The organism is Colwellia sp. PAMC 21821 (assembly GCF_002077175.1).
Lineage (GTDB): Bacteria > Pseudomonadota > Gammaproteobacteria > Enterobacterales > Alteromonadaceae > Cognaticolwellia.
In genome coordinates this window covers 3,702,858-3,726,467 of the sequence record NZ_CP014943.1, presented here as the reverse complement: position 1 = coordinate 3,726,467, position 23,610 = coordinate 3,702,858, and the positions used below count along the sequence as shown (strand labels likewise).

The 23,610-nt window shown below is 38.8% G+C and carries 22 protein-coding genes; 12 read left to right on the top strand and 10 right to left on the bottom strand.

The genetic code is table 11. The annotated features are described in order from the left end of the window. Nucleotides 1-2: 2 nt before the first annotated feature. Nucleotides 3-1,061: an IS91 family transposase gene (locus A3Q33_RS15765; protein WP_081178443.1), complete on the bottom strand. Its 1,059-nt coding sequence runs from the start codon at nucleotides 1,059-1,061 to the stop codon at nucleotides 3-5. Next, entirely contained in the window at nucleotides 1,058-1,945 is an 888-nt protein-coding gene (locus A3Q33_RS15760) for a tyrosine-type recombinase/integrase (RefSeq protein WP_081178441.1), read from the bottom strand. The genes A3Q33_RS15765 and A3Q33_RS15760 overlap by 4 nt, the downstream gene beginning before the upstream one ends. 214 nt (nucleotides 1,946-2,159) lie before the next feature. Here A3Q33_RS15760 and A3Q33_RS15755 point away from each other — a divergent pair, with 214 nt between their 5' ends. From A3Q33_RS15755 to A3Q33_RS15745, 3 genes are all read left to right on the top strand, one after another. Next, nucleotides 2,160-2,492, top strand: a complete 333-nt coding sequence (locus A3Q33_RS15755; protein WP_081180766.1) for a hypothetical protein — start codon at nucleotides 2,160-2,162, stop codon at nucleotides 2,490-2,492. Nucleotides 2,493-3,190: 698 nt separating this feature from the next. Beyond that, the gene (locus tag A3Q33_RS15750; RefSeq protein ID WP_081180765.1) at nucleotides 3,191-3,607 is read left to right on the top strand and encodes a GNAT family N-acetyltransferase; all 417 of its coding nucleotides are present in this window, start codon (nucleotides 3,191-3,193) and stop codon (nucleotides 3,605-3,607) included. A 79-nt stretch (nucleotides 3,608-3,686) separates the two neighbouring features. Continuing rightward, on the top strand, nucleotides 3,687-3,902 hold the full coding sequence (locus A3Q33_RS15745; RefSeq protein WP_081180764.1) for a DUF3565 domain-containing protein: 216 nt from the start codon (nucleotides 3,687-3,689) through the stop codon (nucleotides 3,900-3,902). A gap of 59 nt (nucleotides 3,903-3,961) precedes the next feature. Here the strand turns inward: A3Q33_RS15745 and A3Q33_RS15740 are convergent, their stop codons facing one another. Next, nucleotides 3,962-4,984 (bottom strand): LacI family DNA-binding transcriptional regulator, encoded by a 1,023-nt coding sequence (locus tag A3Q33_RS15740; protein ID WP_081180763.1) that lies wholly within the window; start codon nucleotides 4,982-4,984, stop codon nucleotides 3,962-3,964. A 519-nt stretch (nucleotides 4,985-5,503) separates the two neighbouring features. Here A3Q33_RS15740 and A3Q33_RS15735 point away from each other — a divergent pair. The 7 genes from A3Q33_RS15735 (at nucleotide 5,504) to A3Q33_RS15710 (ending at nucleotide 14,250) form a co-directional block, all read left to right on the top strand. Then, entirely contained in the window at nucleotides 5,504-8,014 is a 2,511-nt protein-coding gene (locus A3Q33_RS15735) for a glycogen/starch/alpha-glucan phosphorylase (RefSeq protein WP_081180762.1), read from the top strand. 98 nt (nucleotides 8,015-8,112) lie between these two features. After that, nucleotides 8,113-8,289 carry a hypothetical protein gene (locus A3Q33_RS20650; protein WP_155866792.1) on the top strand — a complete coding sequence of 59 codons (177 nt, stop codon included), beginning with the start codon at nucleotides 8,113-8,115 and terminating at the stop codon, nucleotides 8,287-8,289. A gap of 1 nt (nucleotide 8,290) precedes the next feature. Continuing rightward, nucleotides 8,291-10,465, top strand: a complete 2,175-nt coding sequence (malQ, locus tag A3Q33_RS15730) for a 4-alpha-glucanotransferase (RefSeq protein ID WP_081180761.1) — start codon at nucleotides 8,291-8,293, stop codon at nucleotides 10,463-10,465. A gap of 74 nt (nucleotides 10,466-10,539) precedes the next feature. Beyond that, nucleotides 10,540-12,399: an alpha-amylase family glycosyl hydrolase gene (locus tag A3Q33_RS15725; protein WP_081180760.1), complete on the top strand. Its 1,860-nt coding sequence runs from the start codon at nucleotides 10,540-10,542 to the stop codon at nucleotides 12,397-12,399. A gap of 328 nt (nucleotides 12,400-12,727) precedes the next feature. Beyond that, nucleotides 12,728-12,943 carry a hypothetical protein gene (locus tag A3Q33_RS15720; RefSeq protein WP_081180759.1) on the top strand — a complete coding sequence of 72 codons (216 nt, stop codon included), beginning with the start codon at nucleotides 12,728-12,730 and terminating at the stop codon, nucleotides 12,941-12,943. Between the two features lie 77 nt (nucleotides 12,944-13,020). Further along, complete coding sequence (locus tag A3Q33_RS15715; protein WP_081182682.1) at nucleotides 13,021-13,569, top strand: HPP family protein; 549 nt, start codon at nucleotides 13,021-13,023, stop codon at nucleotides 13,567-13,569. A 312-nt stretch (nucleotides 13,570-13,881) separates the two neighbouring features. After that, nucleotides 13,882-14,250 (top strand): PH domain-containing protein, encoded by a 369-nt coding sequence (locus A3Q33_RS15710; protein WP_081180758.1) that lies wholly within the window; start codon nucleotides 13,882-13,884, stop codon nucleotides 14,248-14,250. 244 nt (nucleotides 14,251-14,494) lie between these two features. On the opposite strand, the gene A3Q33_RS15705 is transcribed toward A3Q33_RS15710, so the two are convergent. Together A3Q33_RS15705 and A3Q33_RS15695 are read right to left on the bottom strand one after the other, a co-directional pair. Beyond that, entirely contained in the window at nucleotides 14,495-14,956 is a 462-nt protein-coding gene (locus A3Q33_RS15705) for a hypothetical protein (RefSeq protein WP_081180757.1), read from the bottom strand. A 362-nt stretch (nucleotides 14,957-15,318) separates the two neighbouring features. Beyond that, nucleotides 15,319-16,017 carry a glutathione S-transferase gene (locus A3Q33_RS15695; RefSeq protein ID WP_081180755.1) on the bottom strand — a complete coding sequence of 233 codons (699 nt, stop codon included), beginning with the start codon at nucleotides 16,015-16,017 and terminating at the stop codon, nucleotides 15,319-15,321. Between the two features lie 117 nt (nucleotides 16,018-16,134). Between A3Q33_RS15695 and A3Q33_RS15690 the strand changes: the two genes are divergently transcribed. After that, nucleotides 16,135-18,435: a peptidase U32 family protein gene (locus tag A3Q33_RS15690; protein ID WP_081180754.1), complete on the top strand. Its 2,301-nt coding sequence runs from the start codon at nucleotides 16,135-16,137 to the stop codon at nucleotides 18,433-18,435. 134 nt (nucleotides 18,436-18,569) lie between these two features. On the opposite strand, the gene A3Q33_RS15685 is transcribed toward A3Q33_RS15690, so the two are convergent. The 5 genes from A3Q33_RS15685 to A3Q33_RS15665 form a co-directional block, all read right to left on the bottom strand. Beyond that, nucleotides 18,570-19,424, bottom strand: a complete 855-nt coding sequence (locus A3Q33_RS15685) for an alpha/beta hydrolase (protein WP_081180753.1) — start codon at nucleotides 19,422-19,424, stop codon at nucleotides 18,570-18,572. 49 nt (nucleotides 19,425-19,473) lie between these two features. After that, nucleotides 19,474-19,701, bottom strand: a complete 228-nt coding sequence (locus A3Q33_RS15680; protein WP_081180752.1) for a helix-turn-helix domain-containing protein — start codon at nucleotides 19,699-19,701, stop codon at nucleotides 19,474-19,476. Then, nucleotides 19,701-20,273 carry a DUF2975 domain-containing protein gene (locus tag A3Q33_RS15675; protein ID WP_081180751.1) on the bottom strand — a complete coding sequence of 191 codons (573 nt, stop codon included), beginning with the start codon at nucleotides 20,271-20,273 and terminating at the stop codon, nucleotides 19,701-19,703. The genes A3Q33_RS15680 and A3Q33_RS15675 overlap by 1 nt, the downstream gene beginning before the upstream one ends. Before the next feature lie 125 nt (nucleotides 20,274-20,398). Further along, the gene (locus tag A3Q33_RS21090; protein WP_353615531.1) at nucleotides 20,399-20,527 is read right to left on the bottom strand and encodes a hypothetical protein; all 129 of its coding nucleotides are present in this window, start codon (nucleotides 20,525-20,527) and stop codon (nucleotides 20,399-20,401) included. 405 nt (nucleotides 20,528-20,932) lie between these two features. Further along, the gene (locus A3Q33_RS15665; RefSeq protein ID WP_081180750.1) at nucleotides 20,933-21,913 is read right to left on the bottom strand and encodes a transposase; all 981 of its coding nucleotides are present in this window, start codon (nucleotides 21,911-21,913) and stop codon (nucleotides 20,933-20,935) included. Nucleotides 21,914-22,489: 576 nt separating this feature from the next. On the opposite strand from A3Q33_RS15665, the gene A3Q33_RS15660 reads away from it, so the two are divergent. Further along, the gene (locus A3Q33_RS15660) at nucleotides 22,490-23,479 is read left to right on the top strand and encodes an LLM class flavin-dependent oxidoreductase (RefSeq protein ID WP_081180749.1); all 990 of its coding nucleotides are present in this window, start codon (nucleotides 22,490-22,492) and stop codon (nucleotides 23,477-23,479) included. Nucleotides 23,480-23,610: the final 131 nt, after the last annotated feature.

Below are 23,610 nucleotides of genomic sequence, written 5' to 3'. Positions count from 1 at the left end.
TATTAGCCAGCCCTAATGACGCCAGTACATAGCATCTGATGCTGACAGCACGGACAAGCCCGTTTTGCTTTGGGTTTGGATGGTGTGATGCTTGGCGGTAAAAGGTGAGTAAACTCGGTTAATAAAAACTGTATCAATAATCGTATTTTCCTAGCGCCCGAGGATAAGAGACCATAGTCTCGAACACGCTGTAACCCTTTAGGTAATGCATGCTGTAATATCAGCATCAGAAACGTTAAGGTGGGTAGCGTACGTGTTTCAGTTTTTTTAGTGGTGCTATTTGTATAACGAAAGGTGACGTTTTTATGGTCATGGCTGATAATATCTTTGTCCGCTAATACACCACGATAAAGGTATCTTGAAAGGTATTTTAACGCAGGCAGACCATAGCCCACCTTTTTACAATGAACGACCCATTGCTTTGGCATGATGTTAATGTCTTTCAGCGATAACTCAGGATGTTGGTTAATTGCCTCAAATATGCGAGCTCGCCATACCTTAGCGAGTGCCTTCGCATTAAACAAATAACCCGGCTTGCCTTGCTTCCACTGCTTACGTTTTGCATCATAACCGCCATTGGGCACTATGATATGTATATGAGGATGCAGCTCACGTCTTCTGCTGTGGGTATGTAAAACACTCGTAAACCCTATTGTCCCTAACTTATTACGTCGTGCAAAATCTTTTAAGATTGACGCGCTGACACTAAACATTATTTGATATAGGGCTTTAGGTCGCTTGCGAGCTAACGCTCTTAACTCATAGGGCAAGGTAAAGGTTGTCATGTAATATTGCACAGGTAAGCGTTTTTGTTTTTGTCTTTCAAGCCACGTTGACGTTGTGCTTTGCTGACATTGTGGGCAGTTTCTATGACCACAAGAAAGCGCTTGGCTCTCATGATGCTCACAAGCTGAGCATGCCCATAATGATTGACCTTGTTGCCCCGTTTTACATGACAGCATGGCAAAAATCGCTTGGCGCATATCATGTGATAGTTGACGGCTATACTGAGTTTCAAGGGCTTGATGATGTTGACGTAGTAACGCGATAAAGGTGCTCATTTTACCGACCATGTAATGGTCAATTTATCTGTTAATTGATTTACCGCGCGTGACATATCACGTTGTTTAACTTTCGTGAGTTGTGTGTAGCGTGCCGTGGTGTTGAGACTTGCGTGTCCCAATAGATGCTGTAAAGAGCGTAAATCAAGCCCCTGTTCAAGCAGGTGCGTAGCATAACAATGACGCAGCGAATGTGGGCTAATGAGTTTTTTAATGTGGCAGTCTTGAAGCACACGTTTTAACGCTTTTTGAACACTGCCTTTATCCATAGGCGTATTCGTTTTTGTATGAGTTCCAGGAAAAATCAAACGCTCGTGGCGGTGAGTTTTCCAATAATCCCTTAGCGCTAAGAGGGTGAGCTCAGGCAGAGGTACCATGCGGTCTTTTCCTCCTTTGCCATCACGAACATGTACCAACATGGTCGATTTATCAATATCGTGTATGGTTAAATTAAGGCCTTCGCTTAAGCGTAACCCCATACTGTAAAGGGTCATAAAAAACACTTGGTAGCGAAGTTGCTTGGTTTGATTAATCACATCATCCACTTGCTTGGGTGTTAAAATATCGGGGATGCGTTTTACTTGAGGAGGCTTGACGATAGAAAGCCACTCCCATTGTTTATTGAGCGTATAGCGGTAAAAGAATTGCAAACCGTTACGGTCAAGTTTAATGGTACTCCAAGAATGGGTTTGAATGAGGTTGTTGAAATACAGCTTTAAGTCAGCCGTTGTTAACGTATCAGGTGACTTATCAAAAAAGGCTGTTATACGGCGTACAGCACGGGCATAAGCATCAATAGTTGAAGGACGTTTACCTTGCAGTCTTAAGTTGATAAGATGTTGTTCATAAAGAAAATTATAGTGTTGCTCTTGTGATGTATTCATGAGGTTATACTCCAATAACACACCGTCACAATGACGATGTTATTATTGAGTATGGAAGGTAGTTTCAAAGCTACTCTGCCGCAGAGCGGCTTCGTTCAACAAGCCAATCAAGCGGGACTAAAAACAGTTTGCTCGGTTTCGCTTCGCTACACATTTTAGCAAACAATTTTTAGCCCCTTATTGGGGCGTTATAAGTTACTCAAGTATTGGTGCTATGAATTGTCCTGAATGCAATCACGAATTTGGTTACTTACATTTAGATAAGCTGGAACAGGTTGGAAAACTCACGGAGTTTGAATGTCCTAATTGCGGTCAAAGGCTAAATAATCGACCAATTAAAGAAATCACCCAAAAAGCAAATTGGTACATATATGGTGGGTTAATATTATTTGTATTATTACTACTGATTAATTACTTAATTTACGGTGACCAAGTTAAAGGTATTATTAAGTATTTATTAATTTCCGTAGGGAGTGCTAGTTGTTTGCTTGGCTACCTACAATATGGAAAGCTAGACCGCAAAATAAATTATGAAAAAGTGGTTTGAGCAGGTAACTTATAACAACACGCCCTGAGGTGGACAACTAGTAAATTTTAGCGTTCTGAGCTGAAAAGCCACAGACGACTATGAACTTAAGCCCGACTAACAGTCGAGTGTAAAGTCTTGGCTAAAATTGTCCTAAATATGTTCATGGATTCACTAAAACCTAATGACCGCTATTGGCTAGCTGCTGTCATAAACTTAAACAAACACCTAATGTCCGCTTTGTCGGATTAGCCGCCTTTAAAGCCTAAAGATTGAACGACAGCTATGGTGGCTTAGTTGTCTGTCAGGATAAAGGTAGGTCTATGCTTTTGAACTCTTTAAACAACCTAATAAACTCCTGTTTTCAATAACTATTCTATGACACATACCTCTTTTTGTTTTTTAATAATTGATGGTCAATTTAAAGGTTATTTGGTGGTCAAAGTGAATGCTAATATCCGGCAGTTCTAATACAATTAAGTGTCATAGTTGATGTAATTCTTCAATAGTTGCGTGGCTATAGCAATCTGATAATTAAGATGAAAATGAGTAATTCCAATTTGATTAATTAAGTGTTCTACTTTTTCATGAGGTAAAATGGATAATGACAAGGCATAAAACTTAGTCAGTAGTTATGCTACTTATACATTTTATAACGCCGTGGGTATTCATTTTAACCATTAAAAATGAGCCGCTAATTAATCAACTTGGTATAAAGCATGCAAATAAATATTATTAAAGAAGTGCCGGCCGTAGAAGACTTTTTACGTTTAAGGGTCGTGTCAGGGTTAACACCTCGCCCTATTGAAGCTGCGAAAAAAGCCTTACCTAATAGCTTGTTCGGCGTACATATTGTTATTGACGACTGCACAGTTGCTATGGGTAGAGTGGTAGGTGACGGCGCGTTAAATTTCGAAGTTGTTGATATCGCAGTAGACCCTAACTATCAAGGTAAAGGCTTAGGTCGCATCGTTATGCAAAACATTATGCACTACCTTGAACAAACTGCGGTTGAAGGTGCTTATATTACCTTACTCGCCGATGTACCTGAGCTTTATAAAAAGTTTGGTTTCGTGCTCAGTCGCCCAGAATGTGAGGGGATGCATTGGGAGCCTGGGCTGAAAAATAAAGCTTAGTTTGTTCACATCAAGTAACTTGTTCACGTCATCAGTTCAAATGACTTAAATAAACCAACTTACAAATACAGAGACCAACATGCGACAAGCGATTATCGACTATCATCTCGATGACGAGAACCATTGGGTTGCTCGACTAGCATGCGGCCACTTTCAACATGTTCGTCACCAACCACCGTTTATTAATCGCCCATGGGTACTAAAGCTGTCAACGAGAAATGAAAAACTTGGCCAGAAGCTAAATTGTATCAAGTGTGACAACGGAGCCGCAGAAGACTTTAAGCCGACAAATTAATTCGACTTAAAGAGCTGGCATAGCGTGACTTAAATTATGTAAGGAAAAGGTGGAATTAATTAACTACCACATGATTTACGAACTACTAATGTCGCTGGCATTAATTGCGTTTTCGTTTCTTCGCCGCTGACTAATTGCAGTAACTTATCAACTAAAAGCTCACCGGCTAATACCGTGTCTTGTTTAGCGGTGGTTAATGCCGGTGAAGTAGAACAAGCCGTAGCTATATCATCAAATCCCACTATCGCAACATCACCAGGGACGTTATATCCCGCTTCTTGTATCGCTCGCATCGCGCCAATAGCAATTAAGTCGCTTGCTGTACAAATGGCATCAAATTTTATGCCTGTAGCAATAAGCTGTTGAGCCGCTTGATATCCAGATTCATCAGTCGATATTGCATCAATTTGTAAGTTACTATCTACTTTAAGATTATTATCTTTTAGCGCTTGGCAATGGCCTGTGTAACGATCTAGAAACTCAGGAGAACCTATACTAATTCCTCCCAAAAATGCAAAGTGTTGACGGTTTTGCTTAACTACATGCTCTGTTATTTGATAGCCACCTTGAAAATTGTCACAACCCACAGACACTACAGATAGCCCTTTAACGTCGGCTCCCCAACGCACAAAATGGGTTTCTTGTTTTATAAGTTGAACCAGCTTTTCTTCATAGTCTGTGTAATCACCATAACCCAGCAAAATAATACCGTCAGCTTTACGGGTATCTTCAAAATCAGCATGCCAGTCATTACTCATTTGTTGGAACGAGACTAATAAGTCATAGCCCTTTTTCGCGCTTGCACGAGTAATGCTACCTAACATAGATAAGAAAAACGGGTTAATTAACGAATCGTCATTGGTCGGATCTTCAAAAAGTAATAATGCAATAGTGCCGCTAAGCTGTGTGCGTAAACTACTGGCATTTTTATCAACTTTATAGTTTAACTCTTTGGCAATTGCTTGCACACGAAGACGCGTTTCTTCATTAACTAATGGGCTATTACGAAGCGCTCGTGACACGGTCGATTGAGAAACGCCAGCACGATAAGCAATATCAAATGATGTTTGTTTTGATCTCACAGCAAACCTATAAGTGAAAATATCTAATTCATATTAACCGAGGGTTTAAGCTAAGTACATAATTTAATTGATGATGAATCAACACCCTTAGAGAACATAGGCCCTCCCTAGTACAATCACTAAATTTATCAGACAACCAGCTAAGACAAAAGCAGGCATTTATCGCCGTCATCTCTACTTTTTAAACAATACATTTACTCACGTAAAATTAATGTGCATAAAAAGCTCAAATACATACGTATGCATGCATTTTAAATCAGATTTTTGCAGTGCATACGTATGTAGCGCATTGCTCTAATTACTTACATCGGCATAATTAATTCAAGCGCTATTTATGAACTAAATTAAAGCACTAAATTAAAGTTAGCTTTCACACGTGCATTTACACGATGAAGTCTTTTGCACCTTGTCTCGTTCGCGCATTAATAATAGCGAGACCGTACTTCACTTTTTGCATTACGTCAGAAGTAGTTAACATTTACCGACAATACAATGTCCGATAAAAGAGTTTGTAGTTATATGGTTACTAAAACAAAAACGTCGACTAACACACAGTCTTCAACTAAAAATAAAACACAATCAATTACTGTGGCTGAAATTAGCCAACGTATCGAACACCATTTAAAATTTACTTTAGATGAACAAATCAACGTAGACCAAAAACCAGCATACTGGCGCGCTACCTCCCTTGCGCTTAACGATATAATCGTTGAAAAACTACAAAACACTAAAGCTCGCCAACAACAAAGTGAAGTAAAGTCAGTTAATTATTTGTCACTTGAATATTTAATGGGCCGTTTACTGTCGAACAATTTACATAACTTAGGCCTATATACAAATACTGAAAAACCCTTAAAAACAATGGGCTTTGAACTGGCCGATTTATGCGAACAAGGTGCTGATTTAGCATTAGGTAACGGTGGTTTAGGCCGTTTAGCAGCATGTTTTTTAGACTCACTTGCAACGTTAGATTACAACGCAATGGGCTACGGCGTACATTATCAACATGGTTTATTTAAACAAAGCTTTGCCGATGGTCAACAGATAGAAACTCCGGATATGTGGCGTGAGTTCGGTAGTCCATGGGAAATATGTCGCCCTGAATCAAGCCAAACTATTCCACTTTATGGTCATATTGAAGAAGTTGCTCAAGCTAATGGAACAATAAAACCAGTTTGGCATGCCGGTAAATCGTTAAAGGGCGTACCTTGGGATGTGCCAATTGTTGGTTATAACTCAGATACAGTTAATGCCCTGCGTTTGTGGGAGTGTCGTGCCGATAACGCTTTTGATTGGGATACATTCAATCATGGTGATTATTTACAAGCACACCAACAACAAGTAGCTGCTGAAACCGTATCGAAAGTACTTTATCCAAATGACGAACATGATGCCGGTAAAGAGCTGCGCTTTGTTCAGCAGTATTTCTTCTGCGCATGTTCAGTACAAGACATTATTGCCCGTTTTGAAAACCAATATGGCGCGCTTTCAGAGCAGCGTAATTGGCAAACGTTCTGTGAAAAAGTGGCTATTCAGTTAAACGATACCCACCCTACTATCGCTATTTTAGAATTAATGCGTACGCTGATTGATAACCATCATGTTGATTGGGATAGTGCTTGGGCGATCTGCCAAAAAGTATTTGCCTACACAAACCATACTTTATTGCCTGAAGCTTTAGAAAAATGGTCAGTGGCTTTATTTCAGCGCGTACTACCTCGCCACTTAAGTATTTTATACCGCATTAACGAAGCCTTCTTAAACAATGAGGTTAATGCGCTTTGGCCAAATAATGATGACATGCGCGCTCGCTTATCATTGATTGAAGAGGGTCATGAACCTAAAGTTCGCATGGCTCACCTTTGTGTTGTTACTGCACATAGAGTGAACGGCGTAGCGCAAATTCATTCTGACCTGGTAAAACAAGACCTATTTCCAGAATTTGATCAATTATGGCCGACAAAATTAACCAATGTGACTAACGGCATTACTCCTCGCCGTTGGTTAAAAGCGTGTAATCCTTTATTAGCCAACTTGCTTGATAACACTATTGATGGTGATTGGGCAAAAGATCTCAACAGTTTAAGCGAACTGAAATTCCTTGCTGACGATGCTGATTTCCAACAACAATTTATGGCGATAAAGCAACAAAACAAAATTGCCTTGACGAAAGAAATTAAAAAACTTACCGGTGTTACGGTCAGTCCTGATGCTATTTTCGACGTGCAAATTAAACGTTTGCATGAATACAAACGTCAGCATTTAAATCTCCTACACATTATTTCGCTATACCGACAGCTATTAGCTAATCCTGAGCTAGATATGCAACCTCGTGTTTTTATCTTTGGCGCTAAAGCGGCTCCGGGTTACAAGCTAGCAAAAGAGATTATTTACGCGACGAATAAAATCGCTGAAAAAATCAACAACGATGCACGCATACAAGACAAGCTTAAAGTGGTGTTTTTACCTAATTATCGTGTCAGTTTAGCGGAAAAAATCATTCCTGCAGCTGATGTTTCTGAGCAAATATCAACCGCAGGTAAAGAAGCTTCTGGCACTGGTAACATGAAGTTAGCCCTTAATGGCGCAGTCACTATCGGCACGCTTGATGGTGCCAATATCGAAATTGCTGAAGAAGTTGGCGATGACAACATCTTTATTTTCGGTTTAACCGTCGATGAAGTTAAAGCCTTGGATACACAAGGTTATAATTCTTACCAATACTACCAGAACAACGCCGAGATTCGCGCTTGTTTAGATTGGTTGGACACTGATTACTTTACCCCTGGTAATCCGGGTGAATTATCGGCGATTAAAGAAAGCTTTTTAGCGGGTGGCGATCCTTACAAAGTGTTGGCTGATTTTCAAAGCTATGCAGATGCGCAAATCGCATTAGACAAGGCTTATAGAAATCCAAGTCAATGGGCAAAAATGGCAATATTAAATACTGCACTTATGGGTAAATTTAACTCAGATCGTTCTATTGAAGATTATGTGCAAAACATTTGGCACTTAACTGTCAGTAAATAGCGCCAGCGGTTAACTTAAATTTAGCTGTTTATTGGCTGAGCCATTAACAGCTAATTTGCCTTGTACTGTTATACATAAAGGTTATTCGAGAAAAATGAATGACCGTGCATCAGTTTTTTAAAAGCGCATTTTTTGCCGATTTAAAATCCAGTTGCGATAAACAAATAAAAATATCTACAACACGAATTATTATCGCCTCTGTGCTATCAGAGTCTACTTTTAAAAATAATAACGCTAGCACACAAGTGCAAGGCGATAAGCAGAGAGAAACATAGAATGAATTTAATTGAGAAACTTGCAGAACTGGTTGGCTTTCATGCAACTTATACCAATTCATTTGGCGAACAAGTTTATGCCAAGGATGAGGCGAGGTACTCGTTACTTAATGCTATGGGTTATGATCTTTCATGTGATAAAAAGATCGCAACCAGTATTACTGAGTTAGAGCAAAAGTCTTGGCGCAACATGCTACCACCAGCACATATTGCAGAACTTGAAGCCGAGCAACATCAACTAACCGTAAGTATTGCCGACTCTGCAATAGCTGAACTGAGCTGGGTAATTACTCTGGAGTCAGGTGATACCGTTAGCGACAGCATAGCCTTAAAAGCGTTAACCCTGCTAGATACTGCCACATTCAGCGATGCATCATTTAGCAAATATGCTCTAGTATTACCGATTTTAGTTGAAGGTTATCATCAATTAACGCTGCATTACGGCGAAAGTAGTGCAACTTGTCCGCTGATATGTGCGCCACAAACGTGTTTTAGCCCACAAGAAGCTTCAAGTGATAAAATGTGGGGTTATGCCGCACAATTATACTCATTAACCAGTGCAGATAACTTGGGCATGGGTGACTTTGGTGATTTGGCTAAACTGGTTGAACTATCAGCCAAACAACAAGCGTCTGCCATCGGTTTAAATCCATTGCACCCGTTATATCAAAATAACCCGGCACATCGCAGCCCTTATTCTCCCACTAGCCGTTGTTTTTTAAATACCTTGTATATTGACCTTAAACAAGTCCCTAACTTTGCTGCTTGCCAAGCAGCACAGGCGCGCTTCAACAGCGAAGAAATTCAAGACAAAATAGCTTACGCTAAACAAACAAAATTAATTGACTACCCTGCTGTTGCCGATGTTAAATTTGAAATTTTAGAGATATTATTTCAAGACTTTATGACGAAAAAGCCCGATGAGTATAGCCAATTTACTGACTTTAAAAATAGCCAAGGCAATGAGTTATTACAGTTAGCAACTTTTGAAGCACTTTACGAACACTTTAGAAAAACTGACGCTAACGCGTATGGCTGGCCAGATTGGCCAACAGAATTTCAAACACCTGACAGCGTTGAGGTAAAAGCTTTTCAACAAGAATACGCAAGCCGTATTAACTACTTTAGTTTTGTACAATGGTTAGCTCATGAGCAATTAAAGGCGATTGCCAAGCAAACAAAAACAGCAGGAATGCCTATCGGCTTGTATCTTGATTTAGCCGTGGGTTGTGACGGCTCAGGTGTAGATGTTTGGTCAGATAAAGATGTTTATGTTGCTGGCGCAGCCGTTGGCGCACCTCCTGACGCGATGAATACCATAGGACAAGATTGGGGACTTACGCCTATTAATCCTGTTGCACTACAAAAACAAGGTTATCAACCACTTGTTAAAGCTCTGCGCAGCAATATGCAGTATGCCGGTGCATTGCGCATCGATCATATTTTGGGATTAATGCGTCAGTACTGGGTAGCACCCGGCATGAAAGCCGATCAAGGTGTCTATATCACTTTTCCACTAGAAGATATTTTACGTATTATAGCGTTAGAGTCTCGCCGTAATAACTGTGTTGTTATAGGTGAAGATTTGGGTACTGTGCCCGATGGCTTTGGCGAAATAATGGCACGTGCGGGCTTGTTATCGTACAAAGTTCTATTTTTTGAACGTTGGGATTCAGGATTTTTTATGCGTCCAGAGCTTTACCCTGCGCAATCTATGGTGACAGTATCAACCCACGACTTACCAACACTTGCGGGCTGGTGGACAGGCAAAGATCTTGAGTGGCGTCAAAAACTTCAGCTTTATCCAAACGAAGAAATGGGCCAGCAGGAGCGTAATAGCCGAATTAAAGATCGACAGTTGTTACTTGATGCTTTAGATGACCTTAACGTCATTGATAGCAGTAAAGCACCTGTGCAAGCTCCTGCAACAATGAACCGAGAACTAACCCTTGGCGTGCAAAAATATATGGCAAAAGCGCCAAGTCATATTCAATTAATTCCGCTTGAAGATGTTTTAGAAGTCGTTGAACAGGTCAATATTCCTGGCACCATAGATGAGCATCCTAATTGGCTACAAAAATTACCCGTGACTGTAGAAGCGTTTGATCAAATTGATTCGGTTACTGAACTAGCGACAGCAATGAACATTGCTCGACCTCGAACTAACCGAAATTAAATTAGTTAACATTGTCTAAAACTGGCTGAAACTGACTAAAACTGACTAAAATCAACTAACATTGGATAAAAAATATGTTTAAAAAGAACAAACTATCCGCATTACTATTATCAACCTTTACAACATTGGTTTTCGCCGGTTGTGGCAGTGATAAAATAAGCGATGATACACATGTTGAACCTACACCAGTTGCAGGGGTACATGGAAAATTAGGGCAAACCAACACCAAAAAACACTATAAAACCGCTGCAGATCTACCGCATTACCTTGAGCGCGATGTGCAAGAAGAAGTGTTTTATTTTGTCATGCCAGATCGCTTTAATAACGGCGATACCGATAATGACTTAGGTTCAAAAACCCAGCCTATTTCTGCTGGCGGACTTGATAAAACCAACAAAGGCATGTTTCATGGCGGTGATATTCAAGGGTTAAAAGATAAACTCCCTTATTTAAAAGAGCTGGGCATTTCTGCCATTTGGTTAACGCCTATTTTACGTAACCAAGCCATGCAAGCTGACAGTTCAGGCTATCACGGTTATTGGGTCTTAGATTTTACTGAAATTGACCCGCACTTGGGGAGTAATGACGATTTAAAAGATCTTATTAGCAGTGCTCATGCTGAAAACATTAAAATTTATTTCGATATTATTACAAACCACACCGCTGATGTTATTAAGTACGTTGAATGCCATGGTGAAGATGGTCTTCAGTGGCTAGTTAAATCTGATAAAGGCTGCCCATTTAAATCAGCAGAGCAAGTGGCAAGCGGCGATAAATACACAACCGTTATTCCAAAGGGTCACGAACAATTAAAAACCCCAGCTTGGTTAAACGATCCAAAGTATTACCATAATCAGGGTGACTCTTTCTGGCAAGGCGAAAGCTCAAAACGTGGTGATTTCGCTGGCCTTGACGATATCGATACCAACAATCCTGAAGTACTAGCAGGTATGATCGATATCTTTAAAAACCTTATCACTGAATTTAAGCCTGACGGCTTTCGCATTGATACCGTTAAGCATGTAAATACTGATTTTTGGGCTGAGTTTTCTCCAGCCTTAGTTAATCACGCACAAAGCCTTGGCATTGTGAACTTTTTTATGTTCGGCGAAGTTTATAGTTTTACGAGTAAAGAGTTAAGTGAATACACCACTGCCGGCAATATGCAGTCAGTATTAGATTTTGGTTTTCAAAGTGCCATGGTGCAAAGCTTAATTGAACAAAAAGGCACGAAATCATTAGCGACACTTTTTGCCAATGATGTTGATTACTTGGACCATGACAGCAACGCTAACCAGTTAATGAACTTTACGGGTAATCACGACATGGGACGCTTTGCTTATATGCTAAAACAAAGCGAGTTTAATTACAGTGAAGCACAAATGGTTAAACGAACTTTACTGGCACATGCCATGACCTATTTTATGCGTGGTGTACCAATTATTTATTACGGTGACGAACAAGGTTTTGTCGGTGATGGCGGTGACCAAGCGTCTCGACAAGACATGATGCCCTCATTAGTTGCTAGTTATAATGACGATGACTTATTAGCCACAGACGCTACAACCGCTGACGATAACTTTGATACTCAGCACCCTATTTACCAAAGCTTCGCGCAATACGCTGATGTTTTTTATCAATATCCAGCACTACGTCGAGGAGAGCAAAAAACGGTATATCAAGCCGATGACAATGCTATTTTTGCCATTACTCGTACCTTAGCTGCTGATCATGAAAATACAAGTTCAGCTGAACAAAACTCAGAAATGTTAATTGCTTTTAATACTGCTGATAAGCCAGCAAAAGCTAATATTGCGCTGCAAGGTGAACGTTATCGATTAGTTGTTGGTGAAAGCAAATTGACACAATCAAGCAAAGATATTCAGACCATTGAAATGCCGGCGCTTAGTTTCGCGATATATGAAAAACAATGAATTAAAAAATAATCAACAAATAATCAACAAATAATGGGCAAGTAAATACAGCCACAAAATTTTGACTTATTAAGTCCACACCTAGCCGCTAGATGTGGACTTTTTTTATCACTAAAATTAACAGTTTTAAGCGAAATTCTTGTAAGTAAAACAAACCACCTTAATCGCGTGTCAGCGCCTGATTACAAATTATTACTAATAACAAATTGTACAAACGACTAAGATAAATTATTTTCAATGGTTAACCCAGTATGCGACATTACCCGACGTTGTGTAATGTGAGCTGTAAGCATTACATTTTATAAACAAACTGACAGGGTTGAGCTCAATGAGCACAGAAATTAAAATATCAGGAGCGATATTTAAGTGTCAGGCCGATGAAGACATTTTTTATCAAAGGTTATCTCAAGTTAAAGGTATTGAAAAAATTATCACTAACGACTTTAGTCAGTTAGTGTCGGTATCTACTATCAACAAACATCAGGCAATAAGCGATATTGTCGCAATATGCGATATGTGGCACGCCACCATGGAAACTAAATAGATTAATAATGCCAATAGCATTCAATAATTAGTTAAGTCGCCATAATTAAAAGTTTAACGGACATATTTTTTATTATGATAAAAGTCGTTTTTTCACGAATGAAAGCTAGCGATAGCTGTCCCCCTAGAGTGCCAATTTCAAAGGTTGCATGGTCTTGGCTAGGCGCATTTCTAAGTATGTATTTTGTCGCTATTTTGAGTAGCCTTACAGAAGTTGATGTTTTAAAAAGCATGTTTCTTGTCGGTTCGTTCGGCGCATCTGCAGTACTCATTTATGGCGCGCCTCAAGCTGACTTCTCTCAACCAAGAAACCTGATTGGCGGCCATATAATATCGGCTTTTATCGGCGTGTCTTTGCAAAAGTATTTAACCTTGGATATCGCATTACTGGGTGCACTAGCGGTGTCATTGTCAATTGTAGCTATGCACTTTACGCGCACATTGCATCCTCCAGGTGGAGCAACCGCTTTAATTGCCGTTATTGGTAGTACAGAGCTTCACAGTGCAGGTTATTACTTTGTTGTGACTCCGGTTGCCATTGGGACCCTAATTTTATTAGTCATAGCTTTAGTCATAAATAACTTATCTAAAAACCCACTCAGGCATTACCCTAAGTATTGGTTTTAGTCGTAAGAATTTACGCCATTATTTACGCCATTAAGGGTTGTACTTTTAAAGCTTAACGATCCCCGTTTAATCGTCAGGGTTAGTTACAGCTTTAGTTATACACTAGTGTTTCACGCAAGAATAACAGCGACCTCGCATTGCGCTTGTAAAAATAACGCACTTAAGTAAACTGCTATACAAGCATTGAGTAAAGTTGAATGAGTAATGTAAGTCAATTAAATTTCAATTACTTACATCTATTCAATTAACTCAAGATCTATAAACGCGGTTATCAACCGTTCAGTACTACTATTTACTACCTAAGGATGTTCAATGATTGATTTTGAAAACAAAGGTTTTTTTAAACTTAAACAAGATATTGACTACGCAGAAAAAGTAACAGACTTACTGTTAGAAGATGAGCAAATAGTAGACGCATATAAAACTATGCGAGACGGCGTGGTATTTACCACCAAAAGAATAATAGCGGTTAATGTTCAAGGTATTACTGGTAGCAAAAAAGACTTTACCTCACTACCCTACAAAAACATTGTAGCCTACTCTATTGAAACATCAGGCACCTTTGATCTTGATTCTGAATTAGAAATATATTTTTCGGCGATCGGTAAAGTGAGATTCGAGTTTTCTGGTAAAACATCAATGCTGGAAGTATCAAAAATAATATCTAGCCATTTATTATAAATGCTTAAGTTAGCTAATAGAGAAGTGAGTTGCTTTATTGTCAGCTCGCTTCTACATTTGCTATTCAAACATTTAAAAGTGCACTCATATTGAATAATATAACGGTGTAATGCGCGTTATTAAATGTCTCTTAAAGCTGTCATTAACACGTCACGAACCCATCATAAATTAAGTTAACATTATTCACTGAGACCTTTTTCCAGCAGCATAATACGGTCATCAACGCGCAATGATTATCGCGGCACTAAACGTTATCGTTACTTCTCACTCTCTGAAGCCGAATTGATAAAACAACAATTAAACCTGACAAAATACCGGTACTGAAAGCACCATTAACACCTAAAGTCAGTAAAATAGGTTTAAGCAGCAGAAAATGGGCAACCATCACCGGAATAAAAAGGTAAGCGAGAAATTTTAAATCTGATTTAACAACATAGGGCTTTCCACAATGAGGGCACGTTTTATCCTTGCTCCATTTATTCATTTCTTTAGAAAAAAAGCCAATTTTTACTTCACAATTTGGACAAGCATAAAACTTTTCATTGTAGTCGAAATTATCAACTGAAATCGCTTCAGGAACTGACGACTGCCTTTTATTTAATTCCTGACGAAGGTTATCTGCATTTTCGGGGAAAGCTTCTGAGTCTATTTGAGTTAAAGCTTCTCTAAGTTCATCTAAAGAATACGCTGAATAATTGGGTTCCATATTGAATCCTCCTTGGAAAGCCCAGATAAAGGGCATTAATATGTCTACGTTAAATATAATCTGCTAGCTCAATTTGTCCAATTTAATAGCTCGTTATTATTTAATTACTTAAATAAGCGACTAAGAAAATTAAGATTATGTAAAAAGATATTCCTAACAGACAAATGAAGTTTCTTTTTGCAGATTTACTCGCCTTAAAAGCTGCAAAATTCTTAAACCTAACTTTACACTGGCCCAAAGTGATTATTTTAAGTATTAAACAGCCGGTAAAATAAAATATAAAACCCAATATAGTATCAATGAATAACCAAAAGAATATGTCCATCGCTAAACTCATCTAACGACCACTTAAACCATTTATTTTACTGACCAACAAAAATCACTTCCTCACCACTATCTAGCCATAATGGATGTTTCGCCATTACCTTAGTAAACATTGAACTTTGTAAATAACGATTTAACCATTTTTTTAAGTTGGGATACGGCGATTGCAAGTACCACTGGCGCTCTATACGCGCAAATTGACGAATAAACGGTAGCAGCGCTATATCGAGTAAGCTTTCTCGTGATGACGTTAAAAAATCATGCTGCGCTAATCTTGCCTCAAGCTGCAAAATATAATGCTCGCATGCAGTTCTACATTCAATAATATTGCTTTCATGATAACGCTTTGCACATTTATAAGCTTCCAAGCAGCGTTTAAATTCAACATCAAACTCAGTAATAAAGCTTAACATTTGTGCTAACGTTTCAGGCGTTTCATGATGAAGTAAATCATGAGGATCCGATTCATGCAGCGCCCACAACATAACATCTAGGCTTTCATCAATAATTTTGCCTTTTGTACCTGCTTCGCTAGCAACGCTGGTAACAATTTCACTTTCTTCATTTAACACTAAAATAGGTACAGTAGCTTTTGGGGAAGCTAAAATCATTTCTGGCGGTTTATTACTTAACACCACATCGCGCAACGCAACTGGTTGATGCGACTTAAAAATAGCAATACGTGCGCGCATTGCATAAGGGCAGTTTCTTAACGAATAAAGGATAGGGAGTGCCATAGTGCTCTTCTTGATGAATACTTTTTCTTTTAATCCTGTAACTTTAACGGTATTCATTAGGGAAATATACGGGTAAAATCCCTGCTCTGAAATTTAGCGAACAAAAAAGTTGTACCAATGGATCATAAAATAGAATTATTAGCGCCTGGCGGCGATGTCGATGCAATTAAAGCAGCCATTATTGCAGGCGCTGACGCGGTATATTGTGGCTTAGATACACTCAATGCCCGAAACCGTGCTTCTAACATTTCTTTTGAGCAACTTATCGGTATTATTCGCCTTGCGCACCAATACCAATGCCAAATATTTTTGACCTTAAACGTTATCATTTTAGAACGTGAATTTCCCTCAATAGCTAAATTATTAAGTAAGCTAGTCAATACCACGTTAGATGGTGTTATAGTGCAAGACATTGGCATGTTTAACATTATTAAAAAGCATTTTCCGACCTTAGATATTCATGCATCTACACAGCTAACTACCCATAATATCGGCCAAATACCTTTTTTGAAAAAATTAGGTGCTTCACGGGTTAATTTATCTCGAGAATTAAATTTACGTGAAATTACCACCATCACTGAAGTTTGTAATGAATACAATGTGCTAACCGAAGTATTCGTGCATGGCTCACTTTGCGTGGCCTTTTCAGGCCTATGTTATTCAACTTCAGCCAGTGTGGGTAATTCAGGTAACCGTGGTCGTTGCAGCCAAGCGTGTCGTGAAGAATATGAAACCACACCGACGGGTCATAACTTTCCGCTAAATATTAAAGACAACTCCGCCTTTTTCGACTTACCTGCCTTAATCGAAGCTGGGGTACATTCATTTAAAATTGAAGGCCGAATTAAAGGCGCTAACTACGTACACACAGTGGTTGATAGTTTCCGTAAACAAATTGATGGTTTCCTCAATACCGGCGAGTTAACTGAAGATGGCGAACGTCTTTACAAAGTCTTTAATCGCGACTTTTCCAATGCCTTTTTACGTGGTGATTTAAATCAATCAATGTTTATTGATAACCCACGCGATAACTCAAAGGTGCATGCGGTGAGTAAATTTAAAGCCGATGAAAGCCAAGCTATTTCAGTAGTACAAATTCAAGATGTAGAGCAAAGTCTGCAAACAGATAAAAACGACATTGAAGCGGAAGTGGTTGAGAAAATAAAGCATTTAAGTATTGAAAAAGTGCCGCTAACCTTAAGCTTTTCAGCTCAACTTGATCAACCGTTAATCATTACCGTTACAACAACGGGCTTTTCTATTGAGCAAAACACCTTTACTGTGCAATCGACTAGCTTATTGCGCGCTAGTGAAAACGCGAGCATTGATAAAGCAACGATAGAAAAACGTTTTAAAAGTTTTAACAACGCCGAGTTTTTACTGACCGAGTTAAACTGCGACAACTTAGCTGCAGGCTTAAGCATCCCATTTAAAGAGCTAACTGTACTTAAAAACCAAATCGCCAGCACGTTAAATAATGCTGTTGATATTATTCCTGAAGTAACGTTACCTAAGTTGGTTAATCACCCGAAAAGTGACACTAAAAACGCCAGTAAAGCTGAATTATCAATTTTGATTTGTGACGAAGCCGATGTTGCGCTAACAGACGTTACTGATGCCGATATTTACTTTAAATTACCTGATGCTTACAAACGTGGCTGTACCAAATATGTTGGTTTTTTACAGGACAATCCACGTTTAATTCCATGGTTTCCTGCCGTACTAATTGGTAAAGACTACGATGCAGCTGTAACGATTTTAGAGAAAGTAAAACCTGAACTTATCGTCACAAATAACACCGGTATTGCGTATAAAGCCAATGCATTAGGCATAAAGTGGATTGCGGGCCCGTTTTTAAACACCACCAATTCATACGCATTATTAGCCATGAAAGAAGACTTTGATTGTAGCGGCGCGTTTATTTCAAACGAAATTAATGCCATGCAAATGAAGCATATTGCGCGCCCTGAAAACTTTAAATTGTTTTACAGCATTTACCACCCTATTTTGTTGATGACTAGCCGCCAGTGTTTCTTCCAACAAAGTGTTGGCTGTGAAAAACCACGTATCGACAATGGCTGTATGCTCTCATGTGATAAGTCGACAAGCATCACTAACCTTAAAGGCGTGTCGTTTGCGATTGATAAGCAAAAAGCGGGTTATCCAAGTATTTATAACCAAGATCAGTTTTTAAATATGGAAATTATTGAAGACTTATCTAACTTATTCGACAGTTTTATGATTGATTTAACTAACATCGGCGCCGGCGATAAAGAGTCTCCAGATAAAGCGTTGTTAATCCAGCAATTTGAAGCCCTGTTGTCGAATAAATCACAAGATGAAGCGTCACCCGTAAAACAACAACTTAATAATTTAGTGCCTGAATCAACCAATATTCAATATCATAATGGTTTGTAGGTAGTTCAAATTGAGTTAGCGAAAAGAATAGAAGAAACATTAAAGCCCCTAATTTACTTATAAGTAAATTGGGGGCTTTTTTATTCTGGGATACAAGACATTACTATGCTATTCGCCAGTAAACTTAGAAATGATTAAAGGCTGGCTAAAAACTTTTTATATAACTCTATTTCTTGCGAGTCATCCAACATAGTGCCGTGGCTCGCATTTTTTACGACAATTAATTGCTTGCTTTGCGATTGGCTAATGTTAAATAAACGACGAGACAGCTCTACTGGAGCTTGTTGATCATTTTCGCCAGCAATAATCAGTAACGGATTTTTATAATCCTCTGATAATACTGCAACATTATCAACTTGATAAAACTCAGCTTCAACTTCTATATCAATAAATATTTTGCTGTACCATGGCATTCTTGCGTCTATCCATTCATCTACATTAGTGGCTGAGCCTTGCAATATTAACGCATTGGGTGTCTTCTCTTTTGCAACCTGCCCAGCAATAAAACTGCCGAGCGAAAAGCCATGAATAATAATTTTATCTGGCGATAGTTGCTGTTTAATATAGTCAAATTGATAGTTTGCGTCCGCTATTAAGTTATTTATCGTAGCTATACCATTACTTGCTCCAGTTCCTCGACGGTCAAAAATAACGATATCTTTATTTAGCTTCCCTAAAGACGCCATAACAGATGTCATAGAACTTGCTACAGTCATGCCATTTCCCTGCAAAAAGTAGATCACCTCTGTTGAAGTTGGATGGTTGAGAAACACACCATGAAGCTCTGTGGTTTCACCGCTACTTTCTGCTCTTTTTACTACCAGCGGTTTTAATTCGAATGCGGCATATTTTAATTGCCATTCGTGCCATTGTTCGTTGCTGTAAAAGCTCACTAGTTCATCTTGAGCAATAAATCCTTTTTGAGTCAATTGTGCGCTGCAGGCAACTAAGTTGAGTAACAACGCTATTAACATAAATCTAATCTTCATAATTTAATCCTTTAATTTAATTTAATTTTATAACTTTTAGCCGAACGCGCTAAGGTGTTTGCGAATCAACTTCATTTGGCTGATAACATAAAATGTCCCCAGGCAAGCAGTCTAATGCCTGACAAATTGCATCTAAAGTTGAAAAGCGTATGGCTTTCGCCCGACCGCTTTTTAACACTGATAAGTTTTGCGGTGTAATGCCAATAATTTGCGCCAAATCGTTCGACTTCATTTTCCGTTTTGCCAGCATGACGTCTAATTCAATAACTATCGCCATTAGATCACCAGCTCTTGTTGTTCTTGAATCAGCAAACCTTCCTGCATGACCCAAGCTATAACATAAACAACACTGCCAAGAAGCAAGTAGGTTAATTCTGTAGAGCCAAAGTTAAGTATGATGGGTAAGGTGTCACTTAGGCCGGCAATACGCATAGTTACCGCCACTAAAACCGGATAAATTAGGTTTAATAGCAACCAAAACAGTAGCGTTTTACCCAACATTTTTAAACAATAAATAGTATTCACCGTGAAAATTTCACCACGTTGATAATAAGAAAACAAACGCCATAGAAAATAATAAATAAGAAAATAAGGCAGTAACTCTGCGGCGCCTAGAATTAAGGTGGTATTGAAATACTCTTGTTGTAGGTTTTTAGCGATGTCTTGCCAAGCGTGATTAAAGTCGATATTGAAATCACTGTAAAATAAGCCAAAGTTAAGCGATACTTTTTGTCCTACTCCGGTATTTTCACCTAACAGCGCAACGAGAATAAAGGCAAGTAATTGCAAACCAGCGAGGAATAAAATTAAATAACGAATGTATTGACTAATACGTGAAATCTTTAGCATATCTATGTTAGCTCAAAGTAGTAATTGACCTTAAGCTAACATACACAATGATAAAAACAACAATTAGTTATCGAATAGCGATAATTAATTAATTTAAAACAATCATAAAGACAAGAGGTTGATTACTACGGCACAGACTGGTCATTCCTAGCCTCTAACAATCGATACCAATCTTCACGGGTATATTCTATTGTCAGTGATTGTTTAGCAGCAACTATACGCTCTGGCGTTGTTGATCCAATAATCGGACAAATATTGCTTGGGTGCTTTAATAACCAAGCGAGAATAACCTGCCAAGGTGCACAACTATATTTTCCGCTTTGCTGGGCTTATTCGCTAGCAAAAAATTATTATGGGTGGCTTAATAAGTTAGCATTATGGTTGGCTTAATAAGTTAAGCACCTTGAATTATCGACTAAGCAGAGCCATATAAGAGCATATCTAGTTATGCAGACGTTTTTATTAAGCCACCCATAATAACTTTGTAAAATAGCCAAACATAGAAACGGAAACTTACTGCTGCTTTAATAGGCCAATTGAGTAAGTAATACGGAAGATGTTGTTTGTTTGTAGAGTTTTCTCATCATCAGTTGAATTTCAGGCAAGTTTTCCCTGTTACACAAAGGTAATTGGCTCTTATTAGTGTGGTAGTTAAATTGCTAAGCGCTATTCAAACAGGCCTGAGCATTGGCTATCCCATGTGTGCGTTTCAACCCCACGTTTTCAGTGAATTCACACAAATGCTCAGCTGTGCCAACTGCGCCAGTGAACATACCTTCGAAGTTGGTGGTGAGTTTTAACCAGCTTTCATTGCTGATATGTAGTCTTGACAGTATCTCAGCTGTTTTGGCATTGATAGCCCCGTGCTTGTCTTCTCTAATCACGCGTCCTGTTTCATCAACCAGTGTTAAGTAATCTTTTAAGCTAAAAGAAATGCCAGTAGTTTTCTCTTGATGTTCATTGTCAGTGAAAGGTAATAAGACTTTGGGTTGCCCCCCTTTAATCGCTGCCTTGATACGCAGTTGAATACTAGTAAAGCTAGATTTTTCGGGTGTCGGGGCAATACCTGCGCGGACAGGGTTTAAATCTACATAAGCCATACAGGCAAGTAATGCAGCTTCATCGAGCAGGGCTTGAGATTTAAAACGTCCTTCCCAAAAATGGCCTGTGCACTTATCTTCTTTGTTTGCTTGCCTAGCAATAGGCTCGTTCAAAGCCCGCATAAACCAGCTGATATCGATGAGGCGCTGTTTATAAACCAACGCTGTTTCTTCAACCGTTTTCAATTCAAACTGTGTTAACGGTTGTTCTCGCTGATATTTACCGGTCAAAACTGTACCTTTAAACAACTTATGCCACCGAGTAAGCACTTCTAGCGTAGTCCAGTTTTTCACTTGCTCGCTATCAACATGCAGTACGAGGTGCAAGTGATTATTCATGACAGCATGAGCACAAATATCAATAGCAAATACTTGAGATAATTGAAAAATACGCTTTTCAATCCAACTACGCCTATGCTCATAACTCACCCCTGTTTCTTTATCAATACCGCATAAAAAAGCTTTGCGAACGGTGCGACTGCAAACATGATAATACGGTGTGCTGGATAAATTGATTTGTTGTGAACGAGGCTTGGGCATAACAGTAACCACAGTTAAAAAGTGTGAACTAAGTGTAGTTTACTGCTGGAAATATGAACAAATCATTATGGGTGGCTAAATAAGTTTCCTGAAAATATGTACAACTTATTATGGGTGGCTTAATAAGTTGTACGAGGCTTGGGCATAACAGTAACCACAGTTAAAAAGTGTGAACTAAGTGTAGTTTACTGCTGGAAATATGAACAAATTATTATGGGTGGCTTAATAAGTTTAACTGCTGGAAATATGAATAAATTATTATGGGTGGCTAAATAAGCTTTGAAAATATGTACAACTTATTATGGGTGGCTTAATAAGTTCTAATGGGTGGCTTAATAAGTTCTAGTTTATTGCTGAAAATATGAACAAATTATTATGGGTGGCTTAATAAGTTTATAAGTTTATAAGTTGTGAACAAATTATTATGGGTGGCTTAATAAGTTCTATGGGTGGCTTAATAAGTTCTAAGTTTAGCACCTTGAATTATCTACTAAGCAGAGCCATATAAGAGCATATCTAGTTATGCATATGCATAAATGTATTTATACTAATTTGTATTAGTTAAGAGGTGCTATTTTGTTATCAAACATTCCTTTTTCATTATTAGAACTTGCCCCCATGCAAAAAGGGTCTACCGTATCTGAAACCATAAACAAAAGTACCCAATATGCACAAAAAGCAGATGAACTTGGCTTCAATCGTTTTTGGTTAGCAGAGCATCATAATATGCCTGGTATAATCTGCGCCGCCACATCTATATTAGTTGGCCATATTGCAGGAAAAACCAAACGTATACGTGTAGGTTCAGGTGGGATCATGCTACCAAATCACTCAACCTTAGTCGTAGCTGAACAGTTTGGTACACTGGAAAGCTTATACCCAAACCGAATAGATTTAGGCCTTGGCCGAGCGCCCGGTAGCGACCAAGTGACTAGCCATGCATTAAACAGTGATATGCGCCGTGCTGAAAGATTTCCAGAAGAAGTACAAGAGCTACAAAAGCTATTAGGTCCTTACGATGGTACGCATCCGGTACGCGCAATTCCCGGTGAAAATACCAATGTACCTATTTGGTTATTAGGTTCTAGTTTATTTAGTGCGCAACTGGCGGCTAAAAAAGGCTTACCTTATGTATTTGCAGGACACTTCGCACCACACTTCTTAAAAGAGGCGGTTGCATTATATAGAAGAGAATTTACACCGTCATCCACACTGAAAAAACCATACTTTATGTTGGCATTACCTGTGGTTGCAGCCGATTCAGATGAAGAGGCTCAATACCTGTCAAGCACATCAAAGCAACGTGTACTTGCACTTATGCGAGGTCAAGAGTTGTGGCTACAAGCACCTGTTGAAAGTATGGCTGGGAAATGGAGCCCACAAGAAAAAGCGCAAGTTGATAACTTTTTATCATTAAGTGTTATTGGCAGCCCTGAGACGATAAAAAGTAAATTAGAAACTATTGTTGAAGAACTTGTTGTGGATGAATTTATATTCACCAATGACTTATACGACAGTGAAAAACGCCACCACGCACTTGAAATATTAATGGCAATAAAAAAATAATACATGCTTAATTTAACGCGGTTTAATAAACTGCGTTAAATTGCAAAGGTACCTGCGGGGTCAGGTTCGTTGAAATATCGGCAATGTTCACAATGGTCATTAGTTATCAATCACCTCTATCTACTTTTAGC

Coding starts and splice junctions, on each gene's coding strand:
- A3Q33_RS15765 (WP_081178443.1), bottom strand. CDS start 1,061: ATGAGCACCTTTATCGCGTTACTACGTCAACATCATCAAGCCCTTGAA.
- A3Q33_RS15760 (WP_081178441.1), bottom strand. CDS start 1,945: ATGAATACATCACAAGAGCAACACTATAATTTTCTTTATGAACAACAT.
- A3Q33_RS15755 (WP_081180766.1), top strand. CDS start 2,160: ATGAATTGTCCTGAATGCAATCACGAATTTGGTTACTTACATTTAGAT.
- A3Q33_RS15750 (WP_081180765.1), top strand. CDS start 3,191: ATGCAAATAAATATTATTAAAGAAGTGCCGGCCGTAGAAGACTTTTTA.
- A3Q33_RS15745 (WP_081180764.1), top strand. CDS start 3,687: ATGCGACAAGCGATTATCGACTATCATCTCGATGACGAGAACCATTGG.
- A3Q33_RS15735 (WP_081180762.1), top strand. CDS start 5,504: ATGGTTACTAAAACAAAAACGTCGACTAACACACAGTCTTCAACTAAA.
- A3Q33_RS20650 (WP_155866792.1), top strand. CDS start 8,113: ATGACCGTGCATCAGTTTTTTAAAAGCGCATTTTTTGCCGATTTAAAA.
- malQ (WP_081180761.1), top strand. CDS start 8,291: ATGAATTTAATTGAGAAACTTGCAGAACTGGTTGGCTTTCATGCAACT.
- A3Q33_RS15725 (WP_081180760.1), top strand. CDS start 10,540: ATGTTTAAAAAGAACAAACTATCCGCATTACTATTATCAACCTTTACA.
- A3Q33_RS15720 (WP_081180759.1), top strand. CDS start 12,728: ATGAGCACAGAAATTAAAATATCAGGAGCGATATTTAAGTGTCAGGCC.
- A3Q33_RS15710 (WP_081180758.1), top strand. CDS start 13,882: ATGATTGATTTTGAAAACAAAGGTTTTTTTAAACTTAAACAAGATATT.
- A3Q33_RS15705 (WP_081180757.1), bottom strand. CDS start 14,956: ATGGAACCCAATTATTCAGCGTATTCTTTAGATGAACTTAGAGAAGCT.
- A3Q33_RS15695 (WP_081180755.1), bottom strand. CDS start 16,017: ATGGCACTCCCTATCCTTTATTCGTTAAGAAACTGCCCTTATGCAATG.
- A3Q33_RS15690 (WP_081180754.1), top strand. CDS start 16,135: ATGGATCATAAAATAGAATTATTAGCGCCTGGCGGCGATGTCGATGCA.
- A3Q33_RS15685 (WP_081180753.1), bottom strand. CDS start 19,424: ATGAAGATTAGATTTATGTTAATAGCGTTGTTACTCAACTTAGTTGCC.
- A3Q33_RS15680 (WP_081180752.1), bottom strand. CDS start 19,701: ATGGCGATAGTTATTGAATTAGACGTCATGCTGGCAAAACGGAAAATG.
- A3Q33_RS15675 (WP_081180751.1), bottom strand. CDS start 20,273: ATGCTAAAGATTTCACGTATTAGTCAATACATTCGTTATTTAATTTTA.
- A3Q33_RS15665 (WP_081180750.1), bottom strand. CDS start 21,913: ATGCCCAAGCCTCGTTCACAACAAATCAATTTATCCAGCACACCGTAT.